Origin of the sequence: Acinetobacter sp. NIPH 2100 (genome assembly GCF_000369805.1) — a bacterium.
Lineage (GTDB): Bacteria > Pseudomonadota > Gammaproteobacteria > Pseudomonadales > Moraxellaceae > Acinetobacter.
In genome coordinates this window covers 3,348,123-3,361,529 of record NZ_KB850224.1, presented here as the reverse complement: position 1 = coordinate 3,361,529, position 13,407 = coordinate 3,348,123, and the positions used below count along the sequence as shown (strand labels likewise).

10 protein-coding genes, 2 tRNA genes, 3 rRNA genes and 1 pseudogene are annotated in these 13,407 nt (G+C 42.3%); 11 read left to right on the top strand and 5 right to left on the bottom strand.

Annotated elements, in window-relative coordinates; genetic code table 11:
* Positions 1-28 precede the first annotated feature (28 nt).
* From F887_RS02520 to F887_RS02530, 3 genes are read right to left on the bottom strand one after another with little or no spacing between them, the layout of a single operon-like run.
* Positions 29-508, bottom strand: coding sequence for an outer membrane lipoprotein YfiB (locus F887_RS02520; RefSeq protein WP_005296950.1), 480 nt, complete (start codon positions 506-508; stop codon positions 29-31).
* Positions 509-516: 8 nt separating this feature from the next.
* The gene (locus F887_RS02525; RefSeq protein WP_005296947.1) at positions 517-1,740 is read right to left on the bottom strand and encodes a diguanylate cyclase DgcN/YfiN; all 1,224 of its coding nucleotides are present in this window, start codon (positions 1,738-1,740) and stop codon (positions 517-519) included.
* A gap of 5 nt (positions 1,741-1,745) precedes the next feature.
* Positions 1,746-2,219 (bottom strand): regulatory sequestration protein YfiR, encoded by a 474-nt coding sequence (locus F887_RS02530; RefSeq protein WP_032863186.1) that lies wholly within the window; start codon positions 2,217-2,219, stop codon positions 1,746-1,748.
* Between the two features lie 565 nt (positions 2,220-2,784).
* Here F887_RS02530 and F887_RS02535 point away from each other — a divergent pair.
* From F887_RS02535 to F887_RS02575, 11 genes and pseudogenes are all read left to right on the top strand, one after another.
* Positions 2,785-4,322: ribosomal RNA gene (locus tag F887_RS02535) — 16S ribosomal RNA — on the top strand.
* Between the two features lie 59 nt (positions 4,323-4,381).
* Positions 4,382-4,458, top strand: a tRNA-Ile gene (locus F887_RS02540).
* A 55-nt stretch (positions 4,459-4,513) separates the two neighbouring features.
* Positions 4,514-4,589 (top strand) — tRNA-Ala (locus tag F887_RS02545).
* 390 nt (positions 4,590-4,979) lie between these two features.
* A 23S ribosomal RNA gene (locus tag F887_RS02550) occupies positions 4,980-7,872 on the top strand.
* 205 nt (positions 7,873-8,077) lie between these two features.
* A 5S ribosomal RNA gene (rrf, locus tag F887_RS02555) occupies positions 8,078-8,192 on the top strand.
* The 16S, 23S and 5S rRNA genes sit together here with 2 tRNA genes alongside, the layout of an rRNA operon.
* A gap of 138 nt (positions 8,193-8,330) precedes the next feature.
* Positions 8,331-8,672 (top strand): hypothetical protein, encoded by a 342-nt coding sequence (locus F887_RS02560; protein WP_005296941.1) that lies wholly within the window; start codon positions 8,331-8,333, stop codon positions 8,670-8,672.
* A 97-nt stretch (positions 8,673-8,769) separates the two neighbouring features.
* Positions 8,770-9,162, top strand: a pseudogene (locus F887_RS0118060) (DUF2007 domain-containing protein).
* Positions 9,122-9,628, top strand: a complete 507-nt coding sequence (locus F887_RS0118055) for a hypothetical protein (protein WP_005296934.1) — start codon at positions 9,122-9,124, stop codon at positions 9,626-9,628. The pseudogene F887_RS0118060 and the gene F887_RS0118055 overlap by 41 nt, the downstream one beginning before the upstream one ends.
* A gap of 78 nt (positions 9,629-9,706) precedes the next feature.
* A complete protein-coding gene (locus tag F887_RS02565) occupies positions 9,707-10,054 on the top strand; it encodes a GFA family protein (RefSeq protein ID WP_005296931.1) in 348 nt (115 codons plus the stop codon).
* 22 nt (positions 10,055-10,076) lie between these two features.
* The gene (locus F887_RS02570) at positions 10,077-10,640 is read left to right on the top strand and encodes a DUF4256 domain-containing protein (RefSeq protein ID WP_005296929.1); all 564 of its coding nucleotides are present in this window, start codon (positions 10,077-10,079) and stop codon (positions 10,638-10,640) included.
* Between the two features lie 132 nt (positions 10,641-10,772).
* Positions 10,773-11,936: an acyl-CoA dehydrogenase family protein gene (locus F887_RS02575; RefSeq protein ID WP_005296927.1), complete on the top strand. Its 1,164-nt coding sequence runs from the start codon at positions 10,773-10,775 to the stop codon at positions 11,934-11,936.
* A 60-nt stretch (positions 11,937-11,996) separates the two neighbouring features.
* On the opposite strand, the gene F887_RS02580 is transcribed toward F887_RS02575, so the two are convergent.
* Positions 11,997-12,734 carry a hypothetical protein gene (locus F887_RS02580; protein ID WP_005296924.1) on the bottom strand — a complete coding sequence of 246 codons (738 nt, stop codon included), beginning with the start codon at positions 12,732-12,734 and terminating at the stop codon, positions 11,997-11,999.
* 17 nt (positions 12,735-12,751) lie between these two features.
* Complete coding sequence (locus tag F887_RS02585; protein WP_005296921.1) at positions 12,752-13,369, bottom strand: DUF6915 family protein; 618 nt, start codon at positions 13,367-13,369, stop codon at positions 12,752-12,754.
* Positions 13,370-13,407: the final 38 nt, after the last annotated feature.

Sequence of the window (13,407 nt, the reverse complement as noted above, 5' to 3'; positions counted from 1 at the left end):
AGTCGGCTTTTTTATGAGCTTACAAAAATTAAGGAATGATGATGACATTCACGCGGCGATTGCTGGCACGGTTTTCATCAGAGGTGTTGGGAACAAATGGCTGATGTGAACCACGGCCAACGACAGTTAAGTTATTTTGTTTGAAACCTTGAGCAACAAAGATGGTTGAAACACTTTGAGCACGTTCTTCAGAGAGTTTCTGGTTGTACTCAGGATTACCAATATCATCGGTATGACCTACGATTTTTAATTTCTGTAGGTCATATTTGTTCAATTGAGTTGCCAAACGAACAATTTCTTTTTGATGTTCTGGTTTAATTTCTGCATTATTAAAATCAAATAACAAACGTTCAGGTAGACCAAGTGTCCAGCCTTCATCCGTTAGAACGAAGCCTTCCTTCTTCAGCATTTTGACCTGACGATATTTCAACGGGCCAAAACTTAAGCAGCCAGCCAATGTTAGGCAGAGTAACGCAATAAATGAAATTTTAATGGTGTGAGCGCGCATAACATGTCCTAAATTTCTGGTTTATAAAGAAACCAATGTGGATTTAAACTCTTAGCTTTATACATGGCTTGATCGGCTTGCATAATCAAATCCTCTGGATTCTCTGCAAACTGGGAAAAAGCAACCCCTAAGCTAAAGCCGAAATGAATTGTTTGTCCGTTAAACTCTAAAGGTTGTTCGCAACTTGCGAGCACGCCTTCAGCAATTGTCCTTAAATGATCTGTATGGTGAATTGAATGCAAAATGATCGCAAATTCATCACCGCCTAAACGGGCAATAAAATCTTCATAGCGGACAGAAAGCCTTAAACGAGATGCCATTTCTTTTAAAACAGCATCTCCAGCTAAATGTCCATATTCATCATTAATCACTTTAAACTTATTATTGTCGATAAATAATAAGGCTGAGCTGTGACGGTATTGTGGGTTTTCAAAAATATTAAATAATTCTTGGTAAAAATAATGACGATTCGGCAAGCTGGTGAGCTGATCATGATGCGCCTGGAAAGAAAGCTGTCGATTTTCTTTTTGCAGATGCGTATGCCAAATTTGAATTTCTTCTAAAAGTTCGTTGAATACCGTGTTTAAGTTTTGAAATTCATGGATGTGATTACTGGGGAAGCGTAAATTATAGGCTTTTTGATCACTGACCAATTGTGCGATATGGGTCAAGGGTTTAATCGCTTGCATAATTTGGCGATAAGTAATGTTTACTGACCAAAGTAAAGCAATCACAATAAAAAACATTGAAATCGCAAGACCAATAATAATGGTTTTTAGAAAATGTAGAATATTCTCAGAACTACCATAGAGTACCAGTTCTCCAACTTTCTTTTTATGATGAACGACCATTAATTTAATTGGATCATGTAAAAACCATCGATCCATTAAATCCTGCATCACTGAGGTATGCGCGACTTTTTTGGTACTTTCAGCTAATAATTTTTGCTGAGGGTCATACACATGAATGCTACGGATCGCATGTTCACTTGTATAGTCATCAAGGATTTGATCGATTGCCCCTTTATCTTTAAACACGACTGCAGGTTGCACACGTTCTAAAACAGTTTGACTTAAGAGCTGCAAATTCTGTTTTGCATAGGTTTCCATGGTGAACATCGAAATGGTGGCAAAAGTAAAAGAGCAAATGACAAAAGTAATCGCAAAGATCGCAAATTGTGATTTTCGGAATAATGCGTGTAAGGAGGTAGATTGATATAAGTTTGAAATCACGATGTTTACCCCGCATTCTTCGCTAAGAGTAAAACACGAGGATCAATATGTACTTTGGAATAGCTCAATGCATCCAAGTTCACTTTAAAAGTAGAAAAAGTTTTCTTATTATATAAGCAGAAAATACTTCCAACTTCGCAGGCTGGGTTATTGGTACTTAATGAAAGCAATGAGCGAGACGGATACGCCTGAATTAAATTTTGCTGTTGTTGCGGCGACGTCACTGTGAAATAGGCAACATGACAATCTGTTTTGGGAAAGTCTTTAGCAGTCACAGCCTGAACTTGATACTCATAAGCAAGCTGACGAATATTGGCTTGAAACTGACTTGCTGCATCTTGGTTATCAATCACGCAAATTGTTGGGCGACTGGTGTTCGACCATTTACTATAACTTAATATAGATAAAGCTAACTCATAGAAGTTATGCGTTGAAATGGCATAACAAAGCGGGCTTACGGCAAACAATGCGATAAGCAACAAATGTTGAGCTTTTTTACCACCAAACCGTATTTTCAATCAAAAGTGCCAAAAAATGTGAAGCAAGAGACATATTCTACTGGACTTAATTGTTTAAAAAAAGTTCTTAAACACAAAGAAAAGGCATTAAAAGTAACTGATCAGTTCAAAAAATAGTCGCTTGGATTAATAATTTAAAAGAATTTGAAAAATGGGGTTGCACCCTGTCTGAAATACTGTAGAATGCACATCCATCGGCGGTGATGCAGATAAAAACTTGTTTAGAAACAAGGATTTGGCTTAAGGGTTAAATTTTTGGGTTTGAGAATAAGTTTTGAAAATATCTAAATTACCTGTTGACTTTAAAGAAATTTAGAGTAATATAGCCGACCTAGCTTGATGATGACGAATCATCGAGAAGATCATTAAGAGAATAGAAGAACAACTTGTGTGGATTTTTACTGGTTGATCAATCGAAAATATTTCATTGATTGAATGGTAGAAATTTCTCGAAGTTTATTTGAGCGAATTTTTAGTCAGAAAATTGATGAGCCAAGATTTGTAGCCATAAGCTACTAATGATTTTAAACTGAAGAGTTTGATCATGGCTCAGATTGAACGCTGGCGGCAGGCTTAACACATGCAAGTCGAGCGGAGTGATGGTGCTTGCACTATCACTTAGCGGCGGACGGGTGAGTAATGCTTAGGAATCTGCCATTTAGTGGGGGACAACATTCCGAAAGGAATGCTAATACCGCATACGTCCTACGGGAGAAAGCAGGGGATCTTCGGACCTTGCGCTAAATGATGAGCCTAAGTCGGATTAGCTAGTTGGTGGGGTAAAGGCCTACCAAGGCGACGATCTGTAGCGGGTCTGAGAGGATGATCCGCCACACTGGGACTGAGACACGGCCCAGACTCCTACGGGAGGCAGCAGTGGGGAATATTGGACAATGGGCGGAAGCCTGATCCAGCCATGCCGCGTGTGTGAAGAAGGCCTTTTGGTTGTAAAGCACTTTAAGCGAGGAGGAGGCTACCTAGATTAATACTCTAGGATAGTGGACGTTACTCGCAGAATAAGCACCGGCTAACTCTGTGCCAGCAGCCGCGGTAATACAGAGGGTGCGAGCGTTAATCGGATTTACTGGGCGTAAAGCGTGCGTAGGCGGCTGATTAAGTCGGATGTGAAATCCCTGAGCTTAACTTAGGAATTGCATTCGATACTGGTCAGCTAGAGTATGGGAGAGGATGGTAGAATTCCAGGTGTAGCGGTGAAATGCGTAGAGATCTGGAGGAATACCGATGGCGAAGGCAGCCATCTGGCCTAATACTGACGCTGAGGTACGAAAGCATGGGGAGCAAACAGGATTAGATACCCTGGTAGTCCATGCCGTAAACGATGTCTACTAGCCGTTGGGGCCTTTGAGGCTTTAGTGGCGCAGCTAACGCGATAAGTAGACCGCCTGGGGAGTACGGTCGCAAGACTAAAACTCAAATGAATTGACGGGGGCCCGCACAAGCGGTGGAGCATGTGGTTTAATTCGATGCAACGCGAAGAACCTTACCTGGCCTTGACATACTAGAAACTTTCCAGAGATGGATTGGTGCCTTCGGGAATCTAGATACAGGTGCTGCATGGCTGTCGTCAGCTCGTGTCGTGAGATGTTGGGTTAAGTCCCGCAACGAGCGCAACCCTTTTCCTTATTTGCCAGCGAGTAATGTCGGGAACTTTAAGGATACTGCCAGTGACAAACTGGAGGAAGGCGGGGACGACGTCAAGTCATCATGGCCCTTACGGCCAGGGCTACACACGTGCTACAATGGTCGGTACAAAGGGTTGCTACCTAGCGATAGGATGCTAATCTCAAAAAGCCGATCGTAGTCCGGATTGGAGTCTGCAACTCGACTCCATGAAGTCGGAATCGCTAGTAATCGCGGATCAGAATGCCGCGGTGAATACGTTCCCGGGCCTTGTACACACCGCCCGTCACACCATGGGAGTTTGTTGCACCAGAAGTAGGTAGTCTAACCGCAAGGAGGACGCTTACCACGGTGTGGCCGATGACTGGGGTGAAGTCGTAACAAGGTAGCCGTAGGGGAACCTGCGGCTGGATCACCTCCTTAACGAAAGATTGGTGACCGGTAAGAATCCACAACAAGTTGTTCTTCGAAGATGTATCTGAGGGTCTGTAGCTCAGTTGGTTAGAGCACACGCTTGATAAGCGTGGGGTCACAAGTTCAAGTCTTGTCAGACCCACCAAATCTGATTGCAGTAGCTTAGATTGAAAGATATATCGTTCATTAAATGATAAGCTGGGGACTTAGCTTAGTTGGTAGAGCGCCTGCTTTGCACGCAGGAGGTCAGGAGTTCGACTCTCCTAGTCTCCACCACACATTACGAAGTAATGTAAGAAACTAAAGTTAAATTCCAAAGATAGCTTATAGAATTTAGTAAACAAGAAGATCGCATGGTCTTGGTTTATTAAGTTCTGTGATTTATCACAGTTTACTACGCACCGACGAGGTGGTAGTTAATCATTAACAGATTAGAAAATTGAGTCTGAAATAAATTGTTCAAACTCGATTAGATATAAGCTTAACAAGTAATTGTTAAGAACATATTTAATCTGAGAACTAGCAAATTAACTGAATCAAGCGTTTTGGTATATGAATTAGATTGAAGCTGTACGGTGATTAAATTCACAGGACAACAGATAGTAGCAATTAAGTTTGCAACGATAACACTCACTTGTATGTGTTAACGACTGTTTGGGGTTGTATAGTCAAGTAATTAAGTGCATGTGGTGGATGCCTTGGCAGTCAGAGGCGATGAAAGACGTAATAGCCTGCGATAAGCTCCGGGGAGGCGGCAAATATCCTTTGATCCGGAGATTTCTGAATGGGGGAACCCACCCGCTATAAGGCGGGTATCATAAGCTGAATACATAGGCTTATGAAGCGAACGAGGGGAAGTGAAACATCTCAGTACCCTTAGGAAAAGAAATCAATTGAGATTCCCTTAGTAGCGGCGAGCGAACGGGGAGCAGCCCATTAAGTTGTGTGTGTTCTAGTGGAACGCTCTGGGAAGTGCGAACGTAGAGGGTGATATTCCCGTACACGAAAGGGCACACACAATGATGACGAGTAGGGCGAGGCACGTGAAACCTTGTCTGAATATGGGGGGACCATCCTCCAAGGCTAAATACTCCTGACTGACCGATAGTGAACCAGTACCGTGAGGGAAAGGCGAAAAGAACCCCTGTGAGGGGAGTGAAATAGATCCTGAAACCGCATGCATACAAGCAGTGGGAGCCGACTTGTTCGGTGACTGCGTACCTTTTGTATAATGGGTCAGCGACTTATATTCAGTAGCGAGGTTAACCGAATAGGGGAGCCGTAGAGAAATCGAGTCTTAATAGGGCGTTTAGTTGCTGGGTATAGACCCGAAACCAGGCGATCTATCCATGAGCAGGTTGAAGGTTGGGTAACACTAACTGGAGGACCGAACCCACTGTCGTTGAAAAGCCAGGGGATGACTTGTGGATAGGGGTGAAAGGCTAATCAAGCCTGGTGATAGCTGGTTCTCCCCGAAAGCTATTTAGGTAGCGCCTCGGACGAATACCATTGGGGGTAGAGCACTGTTTCGGCTAGGGGGTCATCCCGACTTACCAAACCGATGCAAACTCCGAATACCAATGAGTACTATCCGGGAGACAGACTGCGGGTGCTAACGTCCGTAGTCAAGAGGAAAACAATCCAGACCGCCAGCTAAGGCCCCAAAATCATAGTTAAGTGGGAAACGATGTGGGAAGGCATAGACAGCTAGGAGGTTGGCTTAGAAGCAGCCACCCTTTAAAGAAAGCGTAATAGCTCACTAGTCGAGTCGGCCTGCGCGGAAGATGTAACGGGGCTAAAACTATGTGCCGAAGCTGCGGATTTACGCATTAGCGTAAGTGGTAGGGGAGCGTTCTGTAAGCCGATGAAGGTGTATTGAGAAGTATGCTGGAGGTATCAGAAGTGCGAATGCTGACGTGAGTAACGACAAAACGGGTGAAAAACCCGTTCGCTGAAAGACCAAGGGTTCCAGTCCAACGTTAATCGGGGCTGGGTGAGTCGACCCCTAAGGCGAGGCCGAGAGGCGTAGTCGATGGGAAATTGGTTAATATTCCAATACTTCTGTGTAATGCGATGAGAGGACGGAGAAGGTTAAGTCAGCCTGGCGTTGGTTGTCCAGGTGGAAGGCAGTAGGCATGCATCTTAGGCAAATCCGGGGTGCTCTATGCTGAGAGCTGATAGCAAGCTGTACTTGTACAGTGAAGTGGCTGATACCATGCTTCCAGGAAAAGTCTCTAAGCTTCAGTTACACAGGAATCGTACCCGAAACCGACACAGGTGGTCAGGTCGAGTAGACCAAAGCGCTTGAGAGAACTCTGCTGAAGGAACTAGGCAAAATGGTACCGTAACTTCGGGAGAAGGTACGCTGCTGACGGTGATGGGACTTGCTCCCTGAGCTATTGGCAGCCACAGAAACCAGGCCGCTGCAACTGTTTATTAAAAACATAGCACTCTGCAAACACGAAAGTGGACGTATAGGGTGTGATGCCTGCCCGGTGCTGGAAGGTTAATTGATGGGGTTAGCGTAAGCGAAGCTCTTGATCGAAGCCCCAGTAAACGGCGGCCGTAACTATAACGGTCCTAAGGTAGCGAAATTCCTTGTCGGGTAAGTTCCGACCTGCACGAATGGCATAATGATGGCGGCGCTGTCTCCAGCAGAGGCTCAGTGAAATCGAATTCGCCGTGAAGATGCGGTGTACCCGCGGCTAGACGGAAAGACCCCGTGAACCTTTACTGCAGCTTGACATTGAACTTTGACCTTACTTGTGTAGGATAGGTGGGAGGCTTTGAAGTTGGAACGCTAGTTCCAATGGAGCCGTCCTTGAAATACCACCCTGGTAATGTTGAGGTTCTAACTCTGCCCCGTAATCCGGGGCGAGGACCATGTCTGGTGGGTAGTTTGACTGGGGCGGTCTCCTCCTAAAGAGTAACGGAGGAGTACGAAGGTGCGCTCAGCGTGGTCGGAAATCACGCGTAGAGTATAAAGGCAAAAGCGCGCTTAACTGCGAGACCCACAAGTCGAGCAGGTACGAAAGTAGGTCTTAGTGATCCGGTGGTTCTGTATGGAAGGGCCATCGCTCAACGGATAAAAGGTACTCTGGGGATAACAGGCTGATACCGCCCAAGAGTTCATATCGACGGCGGTGTTTGGCACCTCGATGTCGGCTCATCTCATCCTGGGGCTGAAGCAGGTCCCAAGGGTATGGCTGTTCGCCATTTAAAGAGGTACGCGAGCTGGGTTTAGAACGTCGTGAGACAGTTCGGTCCCTATCTACCGTGGGCGCTGGAAATTTGAGAGGATCTGCTCCTAGTACGAGAGGACCAGAGTGGACGAACCTCTGGTGTACCGGTTGTGACGCCAGTCGCATCGCCGGGTAGCTATGTTCGGAAGGGATAACCGCTGAAAGCATCTAAGCGGGAAGCCTACCTCAAGATAAGATTTCCCTAGGAATTTATTCCTCTAAAGAGCCGTTCGAGACTAGGACGTTGATAGGTTGGGTGTGGAAGCACGGTGACGTGTGAAGCTGACCAATACTAATTGCTCGTGAGGCTTGACTATACAACACCCAAGCAGTTGTATGTAAAGCTGATAATCGATTCATAAAAGATCAGTTGAACCTGATCTTGAACAAAGAACTTGATTTAGTGATTGCTAAGCAATAAACTTCGACTCAATAATCTAATCCGTTAATAACTCTTTGGATCGTAAGTAAGGCATGTGGTGAATACACTACAAATAAGACCCGAAAGCACCACAACAGTTTGCTGGCGACAATAGCAAGAGTGAACCACCTGATCCCTTCCCGAACTCAGAAGTGAAACCTCTTAGCGCTGATGGTAGTGTGGCACTTGCCATGTGAGAGTAAGTCATCGCCAGCTTTTAAATACTAACACCCCCTCCGCTAACGCAGAGGGGGTGTTTTTTATTGCATAGATGAAAAGAAAAATACCCCTATGATTGAATGGAAAAATGTATAACAAGACTATATGCTGAACAGAAAAATAGGTTGAATTTAAATGATTAATAATAATGTTTCTATTACCTCAGAAGAATTCGTACAGGAATTTAAAGACTTAAGGGATGAGCTCGTTCGGAGCTACTTTACTATTGATTCCGACACATCACGAATTGATTTATTAGAAAAATCTGGAATGAATAATGAACAAATTAATTTAACTGAAAAAATTGTTTCGGAGGCTTTAACCGATGCACTATATACCGTCTTACTAGGTCTTGAGGGCGGTGCATCAATTGGTCAGCATCAAATCATGTATAAGCTATTTGATGAGCAATCAAATGAACTGACTGGCAATATAGAATCCATAGCATGGGAAAAATTTCACAGCGAAAATACATAACAAGGTATTGCTGAGTGCAGTATATGAATATATTTTTGCAATATACACTTAAATGAGTTGAGATTAGAATTCAGTTTTATCCCTATTAGTTATTCTTATGCAATGGGTTGTCGCTGAAACGTATTCTTTTCCCTACGAGGCTCAGATTGCCAAAACTTAATTAGAGGCATCTGAGATTCCAGTACGTATTGAGAATGAACATACTATTAATATGGATTGGCTTTATTCCAATGCATTAGGTGGTGTTCAGTTATTGGTTCCAGAAAGTTATGTAGAGGAAGCAAAGGCGATTCTCGCACAAGATTTTAGCCAAGAATTAGAACAAGAGTTCGGTTCAAGCGAATGCTGTCCCAAGTGTGGAAGTACAGATATAAAGCCCTATACGGAAGGAAAAAGGCCTGCATATTTGGTTTTTTTATTGCTTGGATTCCCTCTATTTTCTTATCAACATGGAACAAAGTGTCAGCACTGTGACCATTTTTGGAATTAGTATTTCTGTTAGAAATAAAAAAGTTGTAAATAAAAAAAATGGTTGGCTTGTTCTAAAAACTAAAGCAGAAGAGCATTCAAGCATGAATATTGTAAAGAATATTTTGTGGGTAGATTGCGGCGCAGCTGGATTCGCAGGCCTCGTCGTCTTGTTTGCGAGTAAGTGGTTCAGCCAGTTGTATCATTTACCTAGGCATGTCGTCATTTTCATTGGTTGCATTAATCTATTGTATGCATGTTATTCATTTACATTAGCGAATTATAGAAAAAGATCTCTTCTGCTTATTAATATTCTTGTGATTGCGAATGTCATTTGGGTTATGGCTTGCTTAATCATGTTGGGCATGTTTTGGGATGAAATGACGATTTTAGCCATGATTCATATTGGTGGAGAAGCTATTTTTGTTGGCACTTTAGCTCGATTGGAATATCAATGGCGGTATCAACTTACATTTCCTTATCGCTAAACAAGTAACCAAACTAACTGGACAGAAGTTAAACAGCTTTGTTTAATAGAGAAGAAAAAGATAAGAAAGGAAAACAAAATGGAATATAAGGGAAGTTGTCACTGTGGAAAAATTTCCTTTGTGGCACAGGGTGAGTTAACCGAGGCTTTGTCATGTAACTGTTCGATTTGTCAGAGAAAGGGTTCTTTATTGTGGTTCTTGCCTACGGATCAAGTCGACATCTCCGTTCAAGAGAACGCATTAGCGAGCTATCAATTTAATAAACATGTGATCGACCATCATTTTTGTAATACCTGTGGTATTCATCCTTATGCAACTGGAATTGATGCAAAAGGCAAGCAGATGTATGCCATTAATATAAGGTGTATTGATGATCTTGATTTGGAAAGCATCAAGATCAACCATTTTGATGGCCGTTCAGTGTAATCATAAAATCTAGAGTATAAAAATGACCAAGAGTAAAAAGTTAGAGCCTGAACAAGCTACAGTGTTACTAGAAATCTTGAAAAAGCGTTTTGAAAAAAATATGCATCGTCACAAAGACTTGAATTGGTCCGATATCGAAGATCGATTACAACAGCAACCAGGAAAGTTATGGTCTCTTAACCAAATGGAAGATACGGGTGGAGAGCCAGATGTGGTTTCGTTTGATATGACAGCATCTGAAATTGTGTTCTATGATTGTGCTGTGGAAACGCCAAAAGGGCGTAGAAGCCTGTGTTATGATCGTGCGGCTTTAGATGCGCGCAAGGAACATAAACCTGAAAACAATGCTATTGAGAATGCTGAGGCTATCGGAATTGAACTGTTAACAGAAGAGCAATATAGGCAGTTACAGTCAGTTGAGCATTTCGATTTAAAAACTTCAAGTTGGGTTAAAACGCCAGAAGATGTGCGTAAATTGGGTGGTGCAATTTTTTGTGATAGCCGTTATGGCCGTGTTTTTACCTATCATAATGGTGCCCAATCTTATTATGCGACCCGTGGATTTCGTGGTCGATTAAAAATATAGTTTCGCTTTTTTATCCTACTTACGCAGTTTTTTTAATTTTTAATTTTGCCAAGCGCTTGCTTGGTTTTTCTGGTTTTGCTACTTTAGTGCTCATTCAATAAACAATGATCAATAATTGCTAGGAAGCAGAATATGCACCTTAATCCTTTATACTATAACGAGCAGCATCTTGAGTTTTCCAAGAGTATCCGACGCTTTATAGAAAAAGAGATTTCACCTTTTATCAATGAATGGGATGAAAGTGAAACCTTTCCGAGAGAACTCTATAAAAAAGCTGCAGACATTGGTTTGTTGGGATTAGGGTTTGAAGAGCAATATGGTGGCATTGCAGGAACAGATGCATTTTATACCCTGTTAGCCTCTATTGAGCTGGCGAAATGTGCATCGGGTGGTTTGGCTGCTTCTTTACTGTCACATACCATTGGTGCACCACCTATCCAGCATTTTGCCAATGAAGAGGTTAAATCTGAAGTACTCCCTCAAATTCTATCGGGTGACAAGATCTCAGCATTGGCGATTACTGAGCCTGGTGGTGGGTCGGATGTAGCCGCACTTAAAACTAAAGCCATACGAGAAGGTGATTATTTTCTGGTGAGTGGAGAAAAGACCTTTATCACCTCAGGGATACGAGCGGATTATTACTCGGTTGCAGTTCGTACTGATCCAAATGCCAAAGGTGCAAATGGTATTTCCATGCTGTTGATTGATGCGCATAGTGAGGGGATCAGCAAAACCAAACTGGACAAAATGGGCTGGTGGGCATCAGATACGGCACATTTACATTTTGACAATGTCAAAGTGCCTGCTAGCCATTTATTAGGTCCTGAAAATATGGGCTTTCTGGTGATTATGAATAACTTCAATATGGAGCGTTTTTTCCTTGCTGCCAGTAGTTATGGCTTTGCTTTGACTTGCTATGAAGAGGCACTGGATTGGGCACAGCAACGCCAAACCTTTGGTAAGCGTTTGGTCGATCATCAGGTGATGCGTCATAAGTTGGTGGATATGGCAACTCGATTGACTGCAACGCGTGCTTTATTGGAGGATACTGCTTATCGCTTGGGCAAGCCTGAATTACAGGGCAGTGAACTGATTGCTCAAATTTGTATGCTTAAGAATGTCGCTACTCAAACCATGCAATTCTGTGCAGATGCCGCGGTACAGACACTCGGGGGCATGGGTTTTATGCGTGGTACTAAATCGGAACGTATTTATCGTGAAGTGAAGGTGAATATGATTGGTGGTGGTGCAGAAGAAATTATGAAGGACTTAATTAGTAAGCAATTGGGTTATTAAATTCACTTGATATTTGATTAAAAGTGCGGTTTAAAAAACCGCACTTTTTTATTTTGAAACTTATTCTAGTTCAGCTAATTCTTCTAAAGAAATTTGACGGATTTCGAAGATGGGTTGTTTTAAAAATGAATTTAGTGCTTTGATATCAATAAATTTTATGTTGTCGAGAGAAATACCTTCGATGCTATCTTTTTCAGCATCATAGCGAATATCAGAAGTCTGCTCGATAAATTGTTTGAATAGCAATGGGCTATCACTTAACTCAGCAAGTGGCTTGTCCATCAAGGCTTCGAACTCATAGTCCATCGCATAAATATTGGATTCCCACGTAACATCACTAAAGTTTTCATCTTGGCTAGAAATAATGCTGCCAGTTTCATAGCCAGAAAAATAGTCTTCTTCTGAGTTGATCCAGAGGACATAGCAAGGTTGTGCCGCATCAATCTCTATGAGTTGATACCAGACAATACCCGAAATTTTGGCAAATTCGAAAGCATCATCTTCATCCAGTTTCGGAATTTCACCATCTTCGATATCAAATTTTTTACCCGTTTTTTCTAATACTAAAGCTTCAAGTTTTTCGTAGATTTCATCATCTACTTCGCCATTGCCGATGTCATAGTTACAAAGTTCATCATAGTATAAGCCTTCAACGACTAAGGTTTTATATGCCTTTTCCGCCTCAGCTTTATCTGTATAAATTTGCTTGATTGCCCCAGTTGAAACGCAGTTGGTCAGATGCCATTCATCATTATAAGCAAAGTCATTTTGACGAATCACGTATTGGATATTGCTCATTTTTATTTCCCCTTAAGTTAAGCAATTTTAGTTTTTAATTCTTGCAGCTTAGCTGCACTAGGCGGCACAGCCATACCATTGTCCATCCAGAGTTCAAAACGCATCGGATTGAAAAAGAAATCAGGACGAATATCAAAATCAATAAACTTGGCTTTACCTTTTCCAATCATGGGAAGAATGGTATTGATAAACCAACTATTGTGGGTGATCAGTAACGACTTTAATTGTCCTGTTACCGATAACGGAGAGAGCAGTGTTGCCGATAGCTTTGGGTCATCAATCACATCAGCATGGAATTTCTCTAAACGCTTTGCCAATCCATCTGTAGGGATATCCTGCATGGCTGCAACAAAATCACCTAAAGTTGGAATAAAGCGGTGATGGAAATCAACCAATAGGTGATCTTTTTCACACAGGTCTTTCACTTCAATGCTATTTCCAGCACTATTTTTGAAGTGATGTCCAAAGATTGGAATAATCACTTCCTGAACACCCCAAAAAGTATGCAGGATACGATGACGATTATCGGTACACAGCATTTTGGTACTATCGATTAAAGCATGAATATCAATATAATCTTCAAGCTCGCCCCCGCGACGTTTCACCGAAATATTGGCGTGTTGTATTGGATTCATTATTACTAATTCTTATAATCATTTGATGTTTAACAACA

What these genes read in the sequence shown, in the direction of transcription:
- F887_RS02570 (WP_005296929.1), top strand. Translation starts at nt 10,077, where the DNA reads ATGACCAAGAGTAAAAAGTTAGAGCCTGAACAAGCTACAGTGTTACTA.
- F887_RS0118055 (WP_005296934.1), top strand. Translation starts at nt 9,122, where the DNA reads ATGGAACAAAGTGTCAGCACTGTGACCATTTTTGGAATTAGTATTTCT.
- F887_RS02520 (WP_005296950.1), bottom strand. Translation starts at nt 508, where the DNA reads ATGCGCGCTCACACCATTAAAATTTCATTTATTGCGTTACTCTGCCTA.
- F887_RS02560 (WP_005296941.1), top strand. Translation starts at nt 8,331, where the DNA reads ATGATTAATAATAATGTTTCTATTACCTCAGAAGAATTCGTACAGGAA.
- F887_RS02580 (WP_005296924.1), bottom strand. Translation starts at nt 12,734, where the DNA reads ATGAGCAATATCCAATACGTGATTCGTCAAAATGACTTTGCTTATAAT.
- F887_RS02575 (WP_005296927.1), top strand. Translation starts at nt 10,773, where the DNA reads ATGCACCTTAATCCTTTATACTATAACGAGCAGCATCTTGAGTTTTCC.
- F887_RS02565 (WP_005296931.1), top strand. Translation starts at nt 9,707, where the DNA reads ATGGAATATAAGGGAAGTTGTCACTGTGGAAAAATTTCCTTTGTGGCA.
- F887_RS02585 (WP_005296921.1), bottom strand. Translation starts at nt 13,369, where the DNA reads ATGAATCCAATACAACACGCCAATATTTCGGTGAAACGTCGCGGGGGC.